Raw genomic sequence first — 20228 nt, 5'->3', positions numbered from 1 at the left:
CCAGGTAGGAGAGTGCACACCCGACCTGCAGCGCCGCGCTGCAGAACGCCGCGCGCCGGTCGATCGGGCGTTCGAACAGCAGGTGAGCAAAGGTCCACAGCAGCCAGGGCGTCATTTGCGCCGAGAAGCGGACGATCAGCCACAGCGGCGCGTCGAGCGGCCGGAACAGCGGTGTTGCGGCCGCGAGGTAGGAGGCGATGCCGGTCAGCAGCAGCGCGGTCGCCACCCGGATCGCATGCGGTGCGCGGCCAAGGCCGATTACGATGATGATCAGCAGCAACTGGCCGATCGCCAGCATGCGGATCGCCATGTCGAGCAGGATAAGCCTAGTCATCGCTATAATATGACGTGCCCGCGTCGCGTCGTCCATCGCACAACATGGCCGCGGGAGATTTTCTCCAGAATGCGTTCGTCACGCCGATCCCGGCCACGGGATGGCGGCCTAGACCAGGACCGGGTCCGATACGATCTTGCTCCGCCCGGCCACCGCTTCGAACTTCTCGTGGTAGCGCGGATGCTCGGTGCCCATCATCCGGTCCCACCAGGTGAAATAGAGCCCGAAATTATACCGCCCCTCGCTGTGATGGAGGTCGTGGTGCGTGGTGGTGGTCAGCCATCCGGTCCAGCGGCTGCGCGTGAAGCCGCTCCATGCCAGTTCATGGCCGGAATGGCCGATCGCGTTGCGCAGGATCTGGTGGCCAAGGAAGATGAACACGGCGAGCGAATAGACCGGCATGATCGCCGACATGACGATCAGCAGGGCCGGGATGTAGATCGATTCGGTCACCGATTCGATCGGCGCGAAGGCATAGGACGCCCAGCTGGTCGGGGTGCGCGAGACATGATGCGCGGCATGCGCACGGCGGAACAGCGCGCGCAGGTGCAGTCCGCGATGCATCCAGTAGAAATAGGCGTCGTGCATGATGATCAGCACGATCAGTTGCGCTGTGAAAACGATCGGGGCGATCGGGCCTTTCTCGATTCTGATGAGTCCGGCGCGGATGGCGGCAAAGGCGATCAGCCCGACGAGCCCGAAAATGGCGACCGTCTGTACCGACAGGAACAGTTCGCGCCGCCGGTCAGCCATGGTTGCCTGGCGCTGCTGAATCCGCCGGGGTGCGGTCCAGCGCCGCGCCAGCCAATAGGTCAGCGCCACACCGGCCGCGCCGAACAGGTAACGGATCATCTCGACCTGGAAAATATGTGCCCAACGCAAGCCGAATATCGTCAGCGTTTCGATCATCATGCGACCCCATTCCCAGCTGTCTTTCCGGCCCACTCTAGCTCATCGCGGACAGGCTGGCTGTGCAAGGCTGAAAATCCCCGATCAATTTCGAAATTGCGAAACGTTTTTCAGCTGGATTTTCAGTTGGAAATGATCCCGGGGCGATGCGGCAGGGGGGATCGAAGCATGGGCCGGGTCGTATCGCTGGCGTTATGGCTTGCGTGGCGGATGACGTCCATCGCATCACCGGGTAGCCAGGGAGAGGTTTCGCGCGGGATGCGTTACCAGAGAATTCGATCGGGGGGCTTGCCTCTCCGGCAAATGGAGGCACCGGCTTTGTCATGACCAAGAAACTGATCATTCCCGCGATTCTGGCCTGTGCGCTCGCCGCCTGTAATGGCCCGGCCGCGCCGTCGAACGAGTCGGCTGACGCCAGCGACGGCATCACCGTCAAACCCGCCAAGCCGGTGAAGGAGACGACCGTTGCCGCCGGCAATACCGTCGATGTGCGGAAGCCGGCGCCGAAATCGCCAACGACATTCCCGGCCGCTTTTCAGGGCCGCTGGGGCATGACCGCGAATGATTGCGATCCGGCGCGGGACGATAACAAAGGCCTGCTGACGGTTTCCGCCGGGGGCCTCAAATTCTACGAATCGCGCGCGAAGGTCGTGACGATCGCGCCCATTTCGGACAATGGGCTGGCGGCTGATCTCACTTTCAGCGGTGAGGGGCAGACCTGGACCAGCAAGACCGTGTTCCAGCTTGTCGATGGCGGCAAGACTCTGCTCCGCACCGAAGAGGAGCCAGCATCCTCCTATCGCTACGCCAAATGCCCGGCGGCGTGATGCGCGTACCGCCTATCGCTGGCCTTGCGGTCCTGGCATTCACCCTCGCGGCCTGCTCGTCTGAGCCTTCCGACAATCAGGCCGCGGCCAGTATCGAGGCGACCGTCGCGGCGAACCAGTCCTCCGACGCCGCGCGCGGCTTGCCGAAAAGCGACGTGCCCAGCCCTGCCAAGGAAGCGAAGACCTTGCCGCCGGCCTTTCTCGGACGATGGGGCATCATGCCCGCCGATTGCGATTTCAGCCGCACCGATACCAAAGGGCTGGTGACGGTCTTCGCCGACAAATTGAGCTTCTACGCATCGACCGCGAAGGTCGATGCGCTGACGCGCCAATCGCAGTACAAGATGACCGCCGACCTGAATTTCACCGGCGAGGGGCGGAGTTGGCAAAAGCGCACCACGCTCGAACTGGTGACGGCGGGCACAGCATTGGTGCGGACCGAGCAATCGCCCGCCGCGACCTATCGGTACGAGCGCTGCTAGGGGATATCGCATGACGACCCGGCTCACCCTTTTCGGCGCGAGGTGCGAGATCGATGATCTCGCGGCCATCCGCGCGCCGTTCGGGTAAGCCGGTATGCGGATCGTTCTTATCCTCGCCGCATTGTTTATCGGTGTGCGCTCCTCGTCGGTGGCGATCAGTTCCATGCCGCCGGCGATGCCCGCCAAGATGATCGCGCTGAGTTTCGATGACGCGCCGCGCGGGCCGGGCGCCTTTCTGACGATCGATCAGCGCAATGCCATGCTGATCGCGGGCCTGAAGCAGGCGCGGGTCGATCAGGTGGCCTTTTTCGTCAATCCGGGCCGGATCAGCCGCGGCGACGGCGATGCGGAACGGATCGAGCGCTATGTCGCGGCGGGCCATGTCATTGCCGATCACAGCTATTCTCATCCAAGCCTCTCGAAGACATCGGCGCCGACCTATCTCGCGGATATCGACAAGGCCGAGGCCTGGCTGAAAGGCCGACCCGGCTATCGCCCCTGGTTTCGTTTCCCGGCACTCGATGAAGGCGGGCCCGACAAGGTGAAACGCGATGCGGTACGCGCCGGTTTGCGCGCGCGGCATCTGCGCAACGGCTTTGTCACCGTCGATGGATCGGACTGGTATCTCGAGGAGCTGTCGATTACCGCCAAAAAGGCGGGGCAGCCGGTCGACATGGCGGCGTTGCGCGCGCTCTATGTCGAGACGATGGTGCAGTCGGCCAACTTCTCCGACGCGCTGATGCGGCGCACGCTTGGCCGCTCGCCGGTGCATATGCTGCTGCTGCACGAAACCGATCTTGCCGCCCTGTTCCTGCCCGACCTGATCGAGGCATTGCGCAACGACGGGTGGGGGATCGTCACTGCCGACCGCGCCTATGCCGATCCGATCTATGATGCCGTGCCTGAAGTCGCCTGGGCCAATGGCACGCTTGCCGAGCAACTCGCCTGGCAGAACCACATTACCGGCCCGCGCTGGTATCAGCGCAATGATATAAGGGTTGCCAAAGCCCTGTTCACCGAGCGCGTGATCCACGCCACACCCGCTCCCGTTCCGGCATCGCCCGCCACAGCGATGCCCATCGTCACCCCAGCGACATGAGACCAGCATGACCAACCAGTTCGATCTTACCGACGACCAGCGCGAGATCCAGGATCTCGCACGGAAGTTCACCGCCGACCGCATCACACCGCACGCCGCGGCGTGGGACGAGAAGCATATCTTCCCCAAGGACACGATCAAGGCGGCGGCCGAGCTCGGCTTCGCCGCGATCTATGTCTCGGAGGAAAGCGGCGGGATCAATCTCGGCCGGCTCGAGTCCGCGATCATCATGGAAGCAATGGCCTATGGCTGTCCCGCGACCAGTGCGTTCATCAGCATCCATAATATGGCGTCATGGATGATCGACCGTTTCGGATCGCAGGCGGTGAAGGAGAAATATCTCCCCGATCTCGTCACCATGGAGCGCATGGCGAGCTATTGCCTGACCGAGCCGTCATCGGGCTCCGACGCCGCTGCACTGAAGACCAAGGCAGTGCGGGATGGCGACCATTATGTCGTGACCGGCACCAAGCAGTTCATCTCCGGCGCGGGCGAGAATGAGGTCTATGTCACGATGGTCCGCACCGGCGAGGAGGGGCCGAAGGGCATTTCCTGCATGGTGATCGAAAAGGACATGCCGGGCGTCAGCTTCGGCGCCAATGAGCGCAAGCTTGGCTGGCATGCGCAGCCGACGCGGCAGGTGATCTTCGATAGCGTGCGTGTGCCGGTGGAGAATCTTGTCGGTGGCGAGGGCGAGGGGTTCCGCATCGCGATGATGGGGCTCGACGGCGGCCGGCTCAATATCGGCGCCTGTTCGCTCGGCGGTGCGCAGCGCTGCCTCGACGAGGCGATCCAGTACACCAGGGACCGCAAGCAGTTTGGCACGGCGATCGCTGATTTCCAGAACACGCAATTCACTCTGGCCGATATGGCGACCGAGCTCGAGGCGGCGCGCGCTTTGCTCTACATGGCGGCCGCCAAGGTCACCGCCAATGCGCCCGACAAGACGCGCTTCGCGGCGATGGCCAAGCGGCTCGCGACCGACACGGGATCGTCAGTGGTCGACCGCGCGCTGCAGCTGCACGGCGGATACGGCTATCTGCAGGATTACCCGATCGAGCGCTTCTGGCGCGACTTGCGCGTCCATTCGATCCTTGAGGGGACCAACCAGGTGATGCGCATGATCGTCGGCCGCGAGCTGACCCGGCAATGAGCGAGACTCGGGGGACCAATCAGCCCAATCCGCCCAGCGTCACGCAATTATGGCAGGACGCACTCGCCAATGTGTCGAGTGCGCTCGGCAAGGTCGCGCGCGCGCCGGCGCCGACCGGGGCGAGCCAGCCCTATGATCCGCTCGCGCTGTTCCGCTCGATGTCGGGCTTCGCCATAGGGCTTGGCGCCAATCCGAAGCAATTGTTCGACGTACAATTGCAGGCGGCGCGCGAATGGGGCGAGTTCTGGACTCAGGCCTGGCTGCCGAAGGCGGATGCGGAGAAGCCGCGCGACCGGCGCTTCTCTGCGCCGGAGTGGGAGGAGCAGCCCTATTTTCGCGGCCTTCGTGATGCCTATCTGCTGGCCTCGAAGCAGTTGCGCGCCGTTGCCGATGTCGCTGACGGCCCGCATAGCCCCGATAAGGCAATGACCGCGTTCGTGCTTGATCAATATCTCAACGCGATCGCCCCGACCAATTTCGCGATGACCAATCCGGAGGTGATCCAGCGCACGGTCGAAACCGGCGGCGCCAATCTCGCCGCGGGCTTCGCGCATCTCCTCGAGGACGTGGCGTCAGGCAAGGGCATCGTCCGCCGCCGCAGCGACGAGGCCGCCTTTACCAAGGGCGGCAATATCGCCGCGACGCCGGGCAGCGTGGTGTTCCAGAACCATCTGTTCCAGCTGATCCAGTATGATCCCGCCACGCCCGACGTACATGCCGAGCCGATGCTCTACGTGCCGCCGCTGGTGAACAAATTCTACATGATCGACCTGCAGCCGCGATCGAGCATGGTGCGCTGGCTGGTCGAGCAGGGCAGGACCGTGTTCGTCGTCTCGTGGATCAATCCGGACGAGAGCCACCGTGACTGTGGCGTCGAACACTATGTCCTTGATGGCATCGTCACGGCGCTGGGCGAAGTGCGCAAAAAGACCGGCAAGGGGAAGGTGGATCTGTTCGCCTTCTGCCTTGGCGGTACGCTGGTCGCGATCACATTGGCCTATCTTGCGGCGAAGGGGCGTGCCGAAGAGATCGGCAGTGCGACGCTGATCGGATCGATGGTCGATTTCGCCGATATGCGCGACTGGTCTGCATTCGTGCATGAGGCGCATCTCGACGCGCTCGAGGCGCATCTAGAGAAGCGCGGCTTCATCGATTCGACAGAGCTACAGCAATTGTTCGCGGCGGTGCGGTCGAACGACCTGATCTGGTCGTCGGTGATCAACCATTATCTGCTCGACCGCGCCGCACCGCCGTCCGATCTGCTCTACTGGTTCGAGGATGGCGCGCGCATTCCGCAAGCGTTCCTCAAATCCTATAATCGCGGGCTGCTCTTCTCCAATGCGCTCAAGGAAGGGACCGGATTCGAGGTCGGCGGGGTCGCGATCGACCTGGCGACGGTGAAGACGCCGGTGCTGCTCGTCGCGCTGAAGGACGATCACGTCTCGGCCTGGAGTGCGGTCTATGATGGCGGCAAGCTGTTCGGCGGGCCGGTCACCTTCATCCTGGGCGGTTCCGGTCACAATGCCGGGGTGATCAATCCGCCCGCCGCCAACAAACATGGCTATTGGATCAGCGGCGCGATGCCCGACAGTGCCGAGGCGTGGCTTGCCGGCGCCGAGAAGCAGCCCGGATCCTGGTGGCCGGTATGGGACGGCTGGCTGAGTGCGGCCGGCTCCGGCAAGCGTGTCGCTGCGCGCAAGCCGGCCAATCCGATCGAGCCCGCGCCGGGCTCCTATGTCTCAATCACTCACTGAGTTTGCCTGTACCGATGAACGATATGTCCACCCCGACCGAAACGCTTGCCTGTCGCGAGGGCGGCGCCGGGCGCCTGCGCCTCAACCGTCCCAAGGCGCTGAATGCGCTCAACCTGCCGATGGTGCAGCAAATGACCCGTGCGCTGCTCGACTGGCGCGAGGATCGTGGCGTACGCCTGATCCTGATTGACCATGCCGAGGGGCGGGGTTTCTGTGCCGGGGGCGATGTCGTGACGATCGCACGCAGTGCGCAGGGGCACGACGCGGCGGGGCAGGCCTTCTTCTTCCAGGAATATCGCCTCAACCATTTGATGTACACTTACCCGAAGCCCGGGGTGGTGTTCATGGACGGGGTGACGATGGGCGGCGGGGTCGGCATTGCCTGCCCGTGCCGTTACCGCGTGGTCACCGAACGCACCCTATTCGCGATGCCGGAAACCGCGATCGGGCTGTTCCCCGATGTCGGCGGTGGCCGTTATCTGTCGCGGCTGCGCGGGCGGGCGGCGCAATATCTTGCGCTGACCGGCGCGCGGCTTGACGGGGCGGACTGTATCGCGCTCGGCCTCGCCAATTATTTCATCCCGTCCGAGAGGCTCGACACGCTCAAGGCCGAGCTTTGCGCGACGCCGGAAAAGGTCGAATCCATTCTCGCGGGTGCCGCGGTGGTTCCGCCGCCGGCGAAGATCGTCGAGCAGCTGCCCTTGATCGACCGGCTGTTCGCCTCGGACGATTATGAGGAAATCCTGGCCGCGCTTCAGGTCGATGGTTCCGACTGGGCGCTCAAGCAGCTCGAAACCCTGCGGACCAAATCGCCGACCGCATGCAAGGTGTCGCTGCGCATGCTGGTCGAAAGCCCGCGCCAGCCGCATTTCGTCGATGAGATGCGGATGGAATTCGGCATCGCCGCGCGTATGTTCCGCCATCCCGATTTCGGCGAAGGTGTCCGCGCCGTGCTGATCGACAAGGACAATGCGCCGGTCTGGAACCCCGCCACGCCCGAAGGCGTGACCGCGGCGATGGTCGACGGCTTCTTCCAGCCGCTGCCCGCCAGCCAGGCTTGGACCCCGCTTCCCGCCCCTACTTTCGACAATGCCGCCGGAGACTGACCCAATGGCCACTTACGAAACCCTGCTCGTCGAGCAGCGCGACGCCGTCACGCTGATCACGCTCAACCGTCCCCAGGCGCTCAATGCGCTCAACAACCAGGTGCTTGGCGAGCTGGTCGCGGCGATGACCGCTTATGATGCCGATGACAGCCAGCATTGCGCAGTGCTGACCGGCAGCGAAAAGGCCTTTGCCGCCGGCGCCGACATCAAGGAAATGGCCGGCCAGTCGTTCGCCGATATGTTCAGCGGCAATTATTTCGCCGGTTGGGAGCGTTTCACCGCGACGCGCAAGCCGATCATCGCCGCGGTCGCCGGCTTCGCGCTGGGCGGCGGGTGTGAGCTGGCGATGATGTGCGATTTCATCCTTGCCGCCGACACCGCGAAGTTCGGCCAGCCCGAGATCAAGCTTGGCGTTGGCCCCGGCATGGGCGGGTCGCAGCGGCTGACCCGTGCGATCGGCAAGGCCAAGGCAATGGAGATGTGCCTGACCGGCCGCATGATGGGCGCCGAGGAAGCCGAGCGCGCAGGGCTGGTCAGCCGGGTCATTCCCGCGGCCGAACTGCTCGACGAGGCGCTGAAGACCGCGGCGACGATCGCCGGCATGGCGCCGCTCGCAGCGCTCGCCAACAAGGAGATGGTCAACGCCGCATTCGAGACCGGCCTGGCGCAGGGGATCCAGTTCGAGCGCCGCCTGTTCCATGCCCTGTTCGGCACCGCCGACCAGAAAGAAGGCATGGCCGCGTTCGTCGAGAAGCGCCCGGGCAACTGGACCGGGAAATAATCGATCATGCGTCCCCGCGCAGGTGGGGACGCAGTTCCGAACGAAGAATCTGGACCCCCGCTTTTGGGGGAACAAGGAGCAAGACATGGCACGCGTCGCATTTATCGGTCTCGGCAATATGGGCGGCGGGATGGCCGCCAATCTGGCGAAGAAGGGACATGACGTCCGCGCCTTCGATCTATCGGCCGACGCGCTCGCCCGCGCCAAGGAAGCCGGCTGCCTGCCGGCCGCGACTGTCGAGGACGTGCTGGAGGGTGCTGAGGCGGTCATCACCATGCTGCCGGCGGGCAAGCATGTGGAGAGCGTCTATACCGACACCATTTTCGCCGCCGCGCCGCAAGCCGCGATGCTGATCGATTGCTCGACGATCGACGTTGCTACCGCGAAACGTGTCGCCGAAGCGGCGGCGGCCAAGGGCTATACGTCAGTCGATGCGCCCGTCTCGGGCGGGATCGCCGCCGCCAATGCCGGGACGCTGACCTTCATGGTCGGCGGCAGCGCCGAGGCGTTCGATCGCGCGCAGCCCTTCCTTGCCGATATGGGCAAGGCGGTGATTCATGCCGGTGCCAGCGGCACGGGCCAAGTCGCGAAGATCGCCAACAATATGCTCCTCGGCATCACCATGGTCGGGACGTGCGAAGCCTTCCTGCTGGCGCAGAAACTTGGCCTGGACGCGCAGAAATTCTTCGACATCGCCAGCGTTTCCTCAGGCCAGAGCTGGTCGATGACCAGCTATGCGCCGCTTCCCGGCGTCGGTCCGAAAACGCCCGCCGATAATGACTATCAGGGCGGCTTCGCCACGGCGCTGATGCTCAAGGATCTGCGTCTGGCGATGGAAGCGGCGGGCACTGCGCAGGCCGACACGCCGATGGGCGCGAAGGCGGCCGAACTGTACGAGAAGTTCTACGCCGAAGGCCAGGGCGGGCTGGATTTCTCGGCGATCATTCGGATGCTCGATCACGGCTGACGAGACAAATCAGCCAGGTCGATAATATCCTGACACTCGATGTCAGGATCGCGGGATTAGAGAGGGCGTCCATCAAGTGAGGGCGCCCGATGATCGACCGCCGCGATATGCTCAGCCTTGCGCTCCTGGCCGGCGCCGCCACTGCCGCACCCGCCGTCGCCAACACCCTTGCCGGCAATGACCATGCTGATGATTTCGATTTCCTGATCGGATCATGGCGCGTGAAGCATCGCCGCCTCAAGGAGCGGTTGGTCGGCAGCAACGAATGGCAGGATTTCGACGGCACTTGCGTCATGCAGCCGCTGATGGGCGGCGTCGGCAATGTCGACGACAATTGGCTCGATATCCCGAGCGGTGCCTATCGCGCGGTCGGGTTACGTTCCTATGATCCCAAGACCGGACTCTGGGCGATTTGGTGGCTCGACGGGCGCAGTCCGCACATGATCGACGTGCCGGTAAAGGGCAATTTCCAGGACGGCGTCGGCACCTTCATTGCCGACGACACGCACCGTGGAAAGCCCGTCAAGCTGCGCTTCCAATGGTCGGCGATCACCGCCAGCAGCGCGCAGTGGCGTCAGGCTCTGTCGGCCGATGGCGGCAAGACCTGGGAGACCAATTGGGTCATGCACTTCACCCGCACTCAATCGACATAATATCGCTCGGCCCGGCCGTTTCGCACAGTCGTGCGAACGATTGGTCCAATACGGACGCTTGCCGCTCCCGCCAATCCCGCTAAACCTCGGCGGGGATCAGGGGGAGAAGACGAACGTCATGACCATGACAGCCGATATCGCGTCACAGCCCGACATGACGTCCGAACCGTCGGTGAAGGACATCCGTCTGGTCATCACCGCGTCGTCGCTCGGTACCGTATTCGAATGGTACGACTTCTTCATCTACGGCACGCTCGCCGCATCGGGCATCATCGGCCGGACCTTTTTCCCGACCGGGAACGAGACGATGCAGACGCTGCTCGCCTGGGCTGGCTTTGCGGTCGGCTTCGGCTTCCGGCCGCTGGGTGCGGTCCTGTTCGGCTTTCTCGGTGACAAGCTCGGGCGCAAATATACCTTCCTGATCACCATCACCTTGATGGGCGTCGCGACCGCAGGCGTCGGCCTGATTCCGTCATTCGAAGCGATCGGATTCGCCGCGCCGATCATGGTTCTCGGCCTGCGCATCCTGCAGGGCCTGGCACTCGGCGGCGAATATGGCGGCGCGGCCATCTATGTCGCGGAGCATTCGCCCAAGGGAAAATCGGGCTATTACACCAGCTTCATCCAGGCGAGCGTGGTCGGCGGATTTATCCTCAGCCTCGTCGTCGTGCTCGCGACCAAGTGGGTGCTGCCGGCTGCCCTCTGGGAAAGCTGGGGCTGGCGTTTCCCCTTCCTCTTCTCGCTGCTGCTGCTCGCCGTGTCGTTGTGGATGCGCCTGAAATTGTCCGAAAGCCCGGTGTTCAAGAAGATGAAGGCCGAAGGCGAGATGGCGAAGAATCCCTTCGTCGAAAGCTTCACCTATCCCGGCAATCTCAAGCGGCTGTTCGTCGCCCTGTTCGGCATCGCCGCGGGGCTGACGGTGATCTGGTACACCGCGATGTTCAGCGTCCTGTCCTTCCTGCAGACGACGATGCGCGTTCAGGAAACCGCTGCACAGCTGACCATTGGTGCCGGCTGTATCATGGGGCTGTTCTGGTTCATCCTGTTCGGCAAATTGTCCGACCGGGTCGGGCGCAAGAAGCCGATCGTGATCGGCTATGTCCTGACCCTCGCCCTGCTTTTCCCGGTCTTCTGGGCGATCGGCAGCGCCGCCAATCCCGATCTTGCCCTGGCTGCAAAGCGCGCGCCGGTGATCGTTTCCGGCCCCGTTTGCGCCTATAGTCCGTTTGCGACGAAACAGACCGATCAATGCGGTATTCTGCTCGACTATTTCTCGAAAAAGGGCGTGCAATATACCAAGGCGCACAGCCCGGTGACGGTGGTGATGATCGGCGGACTGCCGATCCCGGATACCACGCCGGCCGGCCTCGATGCGGCGCTGGCCAAGGCGGGGTACAAGCTCGACAAGGTCGTGCCCGCGCCGCTCAATATTGCCGTCATCCTGTTCGCGATCCTCGTGCTCGGCGCACTTTCCGGTATCACTTACGGCCCGGTAGCAGCCCTGTTGTCGGAAATGTTTCCGCCGCGGATCCGCTACAGCTCGATGTCGATCCCTTACCATCTCGGCACAGGTTATTTCGGCGGCTTCCTGCCCTTTATCAGCCAGTATATCGTTGCCAAGACCGGCGATCCCTATGCCGGGCTGTGGTACACCATGGCCGTAGTCGCGATGGCATTGGCGGTGACGGTATGGGGATTGACGGAAACCCGGCCCGGCATGGCGAGCGCCGACTAGCGGAGACCTGCAAGCAAGGCTAACCGCTGGGGCATGACGAACGCGCCTTCACGCTTAAGCCTCGATTCCACCGCTTTGGTCAGCAACTGGCGCGCGCTCGCCACGCTGAGCGGCAGCGCAGCATGCGGTGCTGCGATCAAGGCCGACGGCTATGGCCTGGGTGCGGTCGAGGTAGCGAAACGGCTTGCCGATGCCGGGTGCCGCGACTTCTTCGTCGCTACATGGGCCGAGGTGGCGCCGCTTACTGCGCTTGGCGTGCAGGTATCGGTTTTCCACGGTGTCCGTGAAGAGGATATGGCGCTTGCCGGAGAAGGATACGCCCGGCCGGTGCTCAACACCCAGGGCCAGGTTGCGCGCTGGAAGCAGCGCAATGGCGGCCCATGCGATGTGATGGTCGACACCGGCATGAATCGCCTCGGCGTGTCGGTCGACGATGTTATGGCCGGCCTGCTGGATGGGCTGCAGGTCGAGACGTTGATGAGCCACCTGGCCTGCGCTGACGACGATCACGCGATGAACGAGCGGCAGCGTGCCTCGTTTGCCGGGCTGGCCGAGCGTATCGCTGCGCGGCGCATGAGCCTGGCCAATTCGGCCGGCATCGCGCTTGGCGCCAGTTATGCCTTCGATCTCACTCGCCCCGGCCTTGCGTTGTACGGCGGCATTCCTCGGCCCGAATTTGCCGGCGTGATCCGCCAGGTGGTTACGCCCGAGGCGCAGATCCTGCAGCGCCGCCGCGTGCCGGCTGGCGCATCGATCGGCTATAACGCGACCTTCACCACACCCACCGACCTGGAGGTCGCGATCCTCAATCTCGGCTATGCCGATGGCTATTTCCGCGGCTTTTCGAGCAGGGGTAGCGCATTGTCCATGGATGTGCGCCTGCCGGTGCTCGGCCGCGTGTCAATGGATCTCGTCGCGATCGATGTCTCGGCGCTGCCTGCCCTGACCGAGGGCGACTGGGTGGCACTCGATTACGCGCTGCCGCCAGCGGCCGCGGCGAGTGGCATGTCGCAATATGAATTGCTGACCGGACTGGGGAATCGCTACCAGCGGAGGTGGCAATAAGATCGATCACTTTCCGTAGTCTGTCCAGGGGTTGTAGCTTTTCTCGCGAATCCAGCGGGTGGCAATCCATTTGGTGCCGGCAGTCACGGGCAAACCCGCGTGGCGGCTCAGTTGTTCGGGGCGGCCAAGTGTATCGACGTTGTCGAATATCAGAAGATCACCGATATGCGGGGTAATGATGAGATCTAGCTGGGGGAAAATGGTCTGACCGCCAGTGAAACCATGATTGAGGTAGAGGATTGCAGTCGTAATCCGCTGATTGGTTGCCACCGGCAGCGCATCCATATGAAGCCGGTATTGCTGCCCGATTCCGTACCGCATCACTGACGTTGGTTCGCCTTGGAACACGGCGGTTCCGGTTGCGGCTGCAATCCGCCGATTGATCGCTTGAACAACCAGCGATTCCTCTGCCGGCCCAACAGTAGCGTAGTCGGCCGTCCGGATAGAATGGGCAATTTGCTTGCCGCTCACCGGATCAAGGACCGTCGCAGGCTCCAGGCTGCCCAGCACGATCGACACGATATGAGCCGCCTCGATCGGCGAGCAGAATCCGGGAATATGCCTGATCTTCGGATCGCTGTTCAGAAGTTGCCCGTCGGCAATCGCAAGTGGCGCGCCATGCTCATCGAGCGACATCGCAGTGAGCAGTTCCAGATGCTGTGCGGCGAGGGCATCTGATTTCGATGCGCTTTCGAGCAGAGAAACGGCCCCTTGCCAATCGATCGATCCACCGGTTCCGTTGGCGGTGAATGCTATGTCCATCAGCGCCGCATCGACATGCCCGATCTCGACAGCGCGTTTCAGCAGGCCTCTGGCCATTGGAAGATTGCGCGGCAATTTGTCGCCCGCGAGATACCAGCATGCAAACTCGAAAAGGGCGTCTGGATCACCGTGATTGCCGGCCGATCGAAGTAGCGCCTCCGCCTGGCTCGCTTCGCCTGCGGCCAGAGCATCATAGGCTGACTTCACGGCATCCGAGCTCACGGCGGAAAACCTTAAAAGAAAGGGGACGAGGGCAAGCCCTCATCCCCCAAGTTATCAACTAATATCGCGGTTTAGAAGCGGGCGCGGAACCCGGCGTAGAAGTTGCGTCCGCGGAAGTTGTAAATCGCGGTATTCGCGCCGGTCGCCGTGCTGCCGAAGGGTGGCTGCTTGTCCAGCATGTTATCGACGCCGAAGTAGAGATTCAGATTCTTGCCAGTGGAATCCTTGGCGACATCCACACTGAAGCGCAGGTCGTGATAGAAGACCGCTGGATAGGTATCGACATCGGCATAGTCGATATTCGCCGGCGGCAGACCGTTCAAGCTGTACAAATTCTCGTAAGTGTCGAGGTACATCGGACCGATATACCGCATGCGGTAGCCCAGCGTGAACGCTCCGATTTGTCCGTCCAGGTCCAACCGGAACTCATCCTTCGGATCGCCCAGTTCACCAAGGACGCGGTTCTCGAAGTTCGGGTTGATCGGGTCCTGGTAATTGCTGATCTTCAGGTTGTGGGTGTAGATCAGGTTCGCGTTGAGCTTCACCGGGCCCAGTTCGGTGCGGTAGGACAGATTGACGTCGATACCTTTCCGCTGGCGGCTTGCGAAGTTCACTGGAGCCGAGATCAGCGAATTGCCCAGGATGCGGCCCGGCGTTTCACCAGCAGGACCAGTGCCCGAACCGCGGAACCGCGTGAACTGTCCGCAGAACACGTTGTTGAGTGTCGCAGAGTCGTAGCAGTTGTTCACGATCGCCTGAGCGGTGAGCGACACGATAATGTTCTTAACTTTGATGTTATAATAATCGACGGACAGGTTGAAGCCGCGGAGAAAACGCGGCTGGAAAACCGCACCGAGTGTCAGCGAGTCCGACGTTTCCGCTTCAAGGTTCGGGTTGCTGCCACTCACGATCGCGAGCGACTGCGTGACATCATTCAGTTGAGTGAGGAGCGCCCCCAGATCCGCCGCACAATTGGCCGCGCGAACCCCCGCGCCGCGCGCTGAAGGGTTACAAGGATCCACGAAATTCGGTGCGAAGTTCGGCACAAGCGGGAAGCCGGTTTCCGACACGTTGGGTGCACGAACCGCGCGGCTGAAGTTGCCGCGGAATCGGACGTCGGGAATCGGTGCCCAATCAGCGCCGGCATTGTAGGAATAGACCGTGCCTACATCGCCCTGATACTTTGCAACGCGTCCCGCAGCGCTGATCGTCAGCTCATGGAAGAGGGGCTGATCCTTGATCAACGGGAGCTGGAGTTCGCCGTAAGCTTCCTTCACTTCGAAAGCTTTCGCTTTGAAAGAGGGAATGGAAACACCGTTCGTGAAACCGTCGGTCACGAATGGATCCTGAGTATAGGAGGCATTTTCCCGCCGATACTCGGCGCCCAATGCGAAGCGCACTGGGCCACCGGGCAGTTCGAAAAGCTGGCTCAGATCGCCGGACACGTATCCCGAAAGAACGAGCTGGTCGAGGCTGGAGCGGTTGGAGAATGTACGGCTGAAATAATTGATCGACGCGCTGTTATCGGGCGCACCAAAGGCATTATAGGGCACGCACGCCGCGATATCGGCCGCAAGGCGTGCCGCGTTACGAGCCGCGATCGCGTTGGAAACGTCATCGGTACGCTGAATCGGCAACGCGGAGGCGGGGTCATATTGCGACCGACACTGAATTTGCCCGGTAACAGGATTACGGCCGGCGTCGAGCGCGAGCATGAAACGCTGCCGGTCGATAAAGCCGGTCGTGGTAATATTTTCCTTGAACTTCCCGTAGTTCGCCGAGAGTTCGTAACTCCAATCATCATTGAATGTGCCGCGAAGACCGGCGACGAAGCGATAGGTATCGCGTTGGAAATGTTCATCGCGATTGCCGACATCGGTCAAGGACCGAGCGTTGACGAAACGATAGCTACCATTGTTGAGTGCGGTGACGTCCGCTGGCGTCAATGCCGTGCGCGCCAAAAGGTCGGTATTGAAACCCGATGTCAGAATCGCGTTGCGAAGCGTTGTGCTGTCCTGAGCGTTGAGAAACGGGTTATCGAGACGGAAGCGTTCGCGATAGTCGAACTGGCCGAACGTTCCCTGGATACCTGTCGGGCCAGCGTTGTTGCCGACCGCATTGACCCGGTTCCACTTTGCTTCGAGGAACACTTCGACCGCCGGGCTGAACTCATAATGAGTGAGCAGATTGAAGTTATAGCGTTCGGTGTACGGTAATACCGACAAAAGATTGCCTTCGCGACCGGTCTGACCATTGCCGCCGGCGATGCCACCAATGATGCCGGCACCGTAACGCTGCCCCGTCTGGGGAGTCAGGCGACCGGCATCGTTGAAGATGTAGGTACAGTTATAAGGTGTGCCAGTGTGGTTCGGACCGCCATTCGTTGCGGCGGTACCGATTCCGCAAAGAGCCCCGGCACCTCCCGGCTGAACGATCGGGACCAGGCCGTTATAGTGGATGGACGCACTGCGGATGTCGCGGATGAACGTGCGGTCGGGGAATCCGTCACCGCCGTTTACGATGCCCGCCCCGCCATCGGCGTCGACGACACCGAAAGCATCCTGACGACGAAACGCCGGAATGTCGGAGGCATAGACGCGGTCCGCGCGCGCATATTCGGCATGGAGCGTGATGTTGCCTTTGCCGCTGTCGAAATTCTTGCCGTACATCGCCGAAAGGTACTGGTTGCCGCCAAAGCCCTTTTCAGCGACGCCCGCCTGACCGCGAACCTGCAGCCCGTTATAGTCGCGGCGCAGTACGAAGTTGACGACGCCCGCAATGGCGTCCGATCCGTAAATGGCTGAACTGCCGCCGGTGACGATATCGACCCGCTCAATAAGGTCGTTCGGAATGGTATTGATGTCAGGCGACACCGCATTGTTCAGAATATCGGCGGCAACATGGCGGCGGCCATTGACCAGCACCAGTGTGCGCTGAGTACCCAGGCCGCGGAGATCGAGCAGGTTCAGACCGCCGATGCCGATACCAAGGCCAGGATTCTGCTGGGCAAAGGTGCTGCGGAGCTGAGGCAGGTCGTTCAGCGTATCGCCGATGTTGGTTTGACCCTGCTGAAAGAATTGTTCGCCGGAAATGGACGTGATTGGCACCGTCGATTCGAGATTCGGGCGCCGGATGCGTGATCCGGTAACGACGATCGCCTCTTCGCTTTCGGCCTGATCAGTCGCTGGTTCGCTGGCAATCTGTTCCGCGGGCGCGGTCTGCGCAAAAGCAGCATTTGGAAATACAAAGGCGCCGGCGGCGAGCGCCGTGGCGGCCAAAAGGCGAGTTTTCAACATATGATCGGAACCCCCGAAAAAAAAGCGCGAGCAGCAGCTTGCGCAGCATGATGCGATGTTTTGCCGAGGCCTTCACATCGCACAATGTTAATCAGCGGTTCAGGTAGCCATCCGTGTCTATTTCAACAGGCCTGTAGCGAAAATGCCACAACCCGTACATGTTCGAGACACAAACATTAACGCTCAATACACATGGCGATGCCCATCCCACCGCCGATGCAGAGTGTTGCCAGGCCCTTCTTCGCATCGCGCTTCTGCATTTCGTAGATCAGCGTCGTCAGCACGCGCGCGCCGCTTGCGCCAATCGGATGGCCGATCGCGATCGCGCCGCCATTGACGTTGACCTTGTCCGCGTCCCAGCCGAGCTCCTTGCCGACCGACAGCGCCTGGGCCGCGAACGCCTCGTTCGCCTCGATCAGGTCGAGGTCGCCAAGAGTCCAGCCGGCCTTTTCCAGTGCGCGGCGCGTTGCCGGGACCGGGCCGATACCCATGATCGACGGATCGACACCGGCCGACGCCCAGCTCCTGATCGTCGCCAGGATGGTCGAACCGCGCTTCTCGGCTTCCTCGCGGCTCATCAGCACCAGCGCCGCAGCGCCGTCGTTGAGACCGCTGGCATTTGCCGCGGTAACCGTACCATCCTTCTTGAACGCCGGCTTCACGCCCGACACGCTCTCCAGTGTCACGCCGCTGCGGATATATTCGTCGTCTGACACGATCGTATCGCCCTTGCGTCCCTTGACCGTGACGGGAGCGATCTCGTCGCGGAAGCGACCCGAGGAGCGCGCCGCATCGGCAAGGTTCTGCGAGCGGACCGAGAATTCGTCCTGCTGCCCGCGCGTCACCTGATATTGTTCGGCGAGATTCTCAGCGGTGATGCCCATGTGATAGCCGTTGAACACGTCGGTCAGCCCGTCCTTGACCATCGTGTCGACCAGGGCGAGGTCGCCCATCTTCTGTCCGCCACGCAGATTCTGCGCATGCGCGCTGAGCGACATGGATTCCTGGCCGCCGGCCACGACGATGGTCGCGTCGCCGGTCGCGATCGCCTGCGCCGCCAGCGCCACCGCACGCAGGCCCGATCCGCACACCTGGTTGACACCCCAGGCCGGGATTTCCTTCGGCACGCCGGCTGCCATCGATGCCTGGCGCGCCGGGTTCTGGCCCTGTGCAGCGGTCAGCACCTGGCCGAGAATCACTTCCGACACGTCAGCACCGTCGACGCCAGCCTGCTCCAGCGCCGCCTCGATCGCGATGCGGCCGAGCTCATGCGCCGGGACCGCCCCAAATGCGCCCAGGAAACTACCCACGGGAGTACGCTTTGCGGCGGTGATGACGATGTCGGTCATGGAGAACTCCTTCGGGCAAGTCAGATATTGTGGGCGCTATCTAGGCGCGGGCAGAGCAGTAATCCAGTCCGCCAGCGGCTCCCACAATTGCATCCGTGCGCCGCGTCCGACGATCATCCCGACATGGCCCGCACCGAGGTCGCGCCGGTCGGGCAGATCGGCGGCGCTGGCCGCCGGCACGATGCGGTCGCTTAGCGACACGAAATCGATCGCCGGGCAAGTGAGGCTTGCCGGATCGACCGTCAGGCCGCCGACGTGCCATTCGCCGCGCCCGGTCATATTGCCGCCGATGAACTGGTCGAACATCTGCTCGCCGGCCGCGAAGGGCAGGGGCGCGCCGGCATTGGCCCAATCCTCCATTGCGACGAATGTCCGCGCACCGGCACTGTCCGGGTCCATCGCTGCGAATGCTTCGTATTTTGCAATCGTGCGCGCTGGATCGAGCCGCCAGAAGCCGGCCTGCAGCACCTCCATCGGCACCAGCCCCATCGCATCGCAGGTCGGCCGCGCGGCTCGCCACAACTCGGCGATGTCGGCGCGTGCCCTTCCGCTGAATCCATCGAAGCGCCACGGTGCCGCGATCAGCGCAAGTCCTGCCACCGGTGCGGCACAGGCAGCGGCGAGCGCCATCGTCCCGCCCAGGCAATAGCCAATCAATACCGGCGGCTCGGCGAACTTTGCGATCAGCGGCAGCAACAATTGTTCGACATGTGCGGTCACGTTCATGTCGCGCGCTTCCGGCCCGGGCGATCCCCAGTCGAGGAGATAGGGATGAAAGCCCTGCGCGGCGAGCCAGCGCAGCAGCGAAATATCAGGCGCCAGGTCGAGGATGAAGGGCGGATTGATCAGTGATGGAATCACGACCACCGGGCGACCGCCGGCCTCTCGGCCTTGCCCCTTCGGCCCATAGTCGCGCAATCGCGCCCGGCCCTTGCGATAGCGCATGGGAGCCGCCTTGCGCCGCTTGCCGCGCTCGGCTGCCTGATAGGCGCGCAGTCCGGTCAGCGCCTGTTCACGCCGCTCGGGCGATGTTGCGGTTTCGCTGCGCAACATCTCCAGAAACAAGGGTAACGGCCGCGGGCCGTGTTGCGGTGCGGCATTAAAGGGTGTTACAGGTGAGCCAACCACTTGGGCGGGGACCTTTCCCATGAAGAAGCAGACACCGGGCGACGGCCCCGTCATCATCAAGAAATATGCGAACCGTCGTCTCTATAACACCGAGACCTCGTCTTACATCACGCTTGAGCACCTTGCCGCGATGACGCGCGAAGGTCGCGATTTCAAGGTCGTCGACGCTAAGACCGACGAAGACATCACGCACAACGTGCTGACCCAGATCATCATGGAAGAGGAATCGCGCGGCCAGACGATGTTGCCGGTCAATTTCCTGCGCCAGCTAATCGCGATGTACGGCGATTCGATGCAGGCAATGGTGCCGGGCTATCTGGAGGCGTCGATGGACAGCTTCCGCCGTAACCATGAACAGTTCAAGACTGCGGTTGAAGGCGCGTTCGCCAATTCGCCCTTTGCCGAAATCGCCAAACGCAACATGGCGATGTTCGAGGCCGCAACCGCCGCGTTCAAGCCTGGCTCGGCCGGCGCCAAGGCGGCTGCCGCTGCGGCCGAAACACCCGCTGCCGCGGCGGCGGCGAGCAAGGATGATGAGATTGCCGCGCTCAAGGCCGAGCTGACCCGGTTGAACGAGAAGATCGAAAAACTCGATCATTGATCTGA

The 20228-nt window shown here is 62.6% G+C and carries 18 protein-coding genes; 12 read left to right on the top strand and 6 right to left on the bottom strand.

The window, feature by feature from the left end:
- The coding region (locus ACRECS_RS10905) for a hypothetical protein (protein ID WP_431582991.1) at positions 1-334 on the bottom strand (334 nt) is incomplete at its 3' end.
- A gap of 108 nt (positions 335-442) precedes the next feature.
- Positions 443-1243: a sterol desaturase family protein gene (locus ACRECS_RS10900; RefSeq protein WP_431582990.1), complete on the bottom strand. Its 801-nt coding sequence runs from the start codon at positions 1241-1243 to the stop codon at positions 443-445.
- Positions 1244-1566: 323 nt separating this feature from the next.
- Here ACRECS_RS10900 and ACRECS_RS10895 point away from each other — a divergent pair, with 323 nt between their 5' ends.
- The 11 genes from ACRECS_RS10895 (at position 1567) to ACRECS_RS10845 (ending at position 12865) form a co-directional block, all read left to right on the top strand.
- On the top strand, positions 1567-2070 hold the full coding sequence (locus ACRECS_RS10895; RefSeq protein WP_431582989.1) for a hypothetical protein: 504 nt from the start codon (positions 1567-1569) through the stop codon (positions 2068-2070).
- Positions 2070-2552, top strand: a complete 483-nt coding sequence (locus tag ACRECS_RS10890) for a hypothetical protein (protein ID WP_431582988.1) — start codon at positions 2070-2072, stop codon at positions 2550-2552. Before ACRECS_RS10895 ends, ACRECS_RS10890 begins: the two co-directional genes overlap by 1 nt.
- Positions 2553-2646: 94 nt before the next feature.
- Positions 2647-3651, top strand: a complete 1005-nt coding sequence (locus tag ACRECS_RS10885; RefSeq protein ID WP_431582987.1) for a polysaccharide deacetylase family protein — start codon at positions 2647-2649, stop codon at positions 3649-3651.
- 7 nt (positions 3652-3658) lie between these two features.
- On the top strand, positions 3659-4804 hold the full coding sequence (locus tag ACRECS_RS10880; protein WP_431582986.1) for an acyl-CoA dehydrogenase family protein: 1146 nt from the start codon (positions 3659-3661) through the stop codon (positions 4802-4804).
- Complete coding sequence (locus ACRECS_RS10875; protein ID WP_431582985.1) at positions 4801-6558, top strand: alpha/beta fold hydrolase; 1758 nt, start codon at positions 4801-4803, stop codon at positions 6556-6558. The genes ACRECS_RS10880 and ACRECS_RS10875 overlap by 4 nt, the downstream gene beginning before the upstream one ends.
- A 23-nt stretch (positions 6559-6581) precedes the next feature.
- Positions 6582-7664 (top strand): enoyl-CoA hydratase/isomerase family protein, encoded by a 1083-nt coding sequence (locus tag ACRECS_RS10870; RefSeq protein ID WP_431582984.1) that lies wholly within the window; start codon positions 6582-6584, stop codon positions 7662-7664.
- A gap of 4 nt (positions 7665-7668) precedes the next feature.
- Entirely contained in the window at positions 7669-8445 is a 777-nt protein-coding gene (locus ACRECS_RS10865; RefSeq protein WP_431582983.1) for an enoyl-CoA hydratase, read from the top strand.
- The gene (gene mmsB / locus ACRECS_RS10860) at positions 8363-9412 is read left to right on the top strand and encodes a 3-hydroxyisobutyrate dehydrogenase (protein ID WP_431582982.1); all 1050 of its coding nucleotides are present in this window, start codon (positions 8363-8365) and stop codon (positions 9410-9412) included. Before ACRECS_RS10865 ends, mmsB begins: the two co-directional genes overlap by 83 nt.
- A gap of 89 nt (positions 9413-9501) precedes the next feature.
- Positions 9502-10065 carry a DUF1579 domain-containing protein gene (locus ACRECS_RS10855; RefSeq protein WP_431582981.1) on the top strand — a complete coding sequence of 188 codons (564 nt, stop codon included), beginning with the start codon at positions 9502-9504 and terminating at the stop codon, positions 10063-10065.
- Between the two features lie 124 nt (positions 10066-10189).
- Complete coding sequence (locus tag ACRECS_RS10850; protein WP_431582994.1) at positions 10190-11800, top strand: MFS transporter; 1611 nt, start codon at positions 10190-10192, stop codon at positions 11798-11800.
- Positions 11801-11833: 33 nt separating this feature from the next.
- On the top strand, positions 11834-12865 hold the full coding sequence (locus ACRECS_RS10845; RefSeq protein ID WP_431582980.1) for an alanine racemase: 1032 nt from the start codon (positions 11834-11836) through the stop codon (positions 12863-12865).
- Between the two features lie 6 nt (positions 12866-12871).
- On the opposite strand, the gene ACRECS_RS10840 is transcribed toward ACRECS_RS10845, so the two are convergent.
- The 4 genes from ACRECS_RS10840 to ACRECS_RS10825 all read right to left on the bottom strand — a co-directional run bounded on the left by ACRECS_RS10840 (position 12872) and on the right by ACRECS_RS10825 (position 19547).
- Positions 12872-13849 carry a 2OG-Fe(II) oxygenase gene (locus ACRECS_RS10840; RefSeq protein ID WP_431582979.1) on the bottom strand — a complete coding sequence of 326 codons (978 nt, stop codon included), beginning with the start codon at positions 13847-13849 and terminating at the stop codon, positions 12872-12874.
- Between the two features lie 71 nt (positions 13850-13920).
- Positions 13921-17145: a TonB-dependent receptor domain-containing protein gene (locus ACRECS_RS10835; protein ID WP_431582978.1), complete on the bottom strand. Its 3225-nt coding sequence runs from the start codon at positions 17143-17145 to the stop codon at positions 13921-13923.
- A 176-nt stretch (positions 17146-17321) separates the two neighbouring features.
- Positions 17322-18494 carry an acetyl-CoA C-acetyltransferase gene (locus ACRECS_RS10830; protein WP_431582977.1) on the bottom strand — a complete coding sequence of 391 codons (1173 nt, stop codon included), beginning with the start codon at positions 18492-18494 and terminating at the stop codon, positions 17322-17324.
- A 36-nt stretch (positions 18495-18530) separates the two neighbouring features.
- Positions 18531-19547: an alpha/beta fold hydrolase gene (locus ACRECS_RS10825; protein ID WP_431582976.1), complete on the bottom strand. Its 1017-nt coding sequence runs from the start codon at positions 19545-19547 to the stop codon at positions 18531-18533.
- A gap of 94 nt (positions 19548-19641) precedes the next feature.
- Here ACRECS_RS10825 and phaR point away from each other — a divergent pair, with 94 nt between their 5' ends.
- Positions 19642-20223: a polyhydroxyalkanoate synthesis repressor PhaR gene (gene phaR, locus ACRECS_RS10820; RefSeq protein ID WP_431582975.1), complete on the top strand. Its 582-nt coding sequence runs from the start codon at positions 19642-19644 to the stop codon at positions 20221-20223.
- Positions 20224-20228: the final 5 nt, after the last annotated feature.

This window comes from Sphingomonas sp., assembly GCF_050725575.1.
In the GTDB taxonomy this organism is placed as follows: Bacteria; Pseudomonadota; Alphaproteobacteria; order Sphingomonadales; family Sphingomonadaceae; genus Sphingomonas.
The sequence above is the reverse complement of the archived record's forward strand: the minus strand, read 5'-3'. Positions and strand labels throughout refer to the sequence as shown.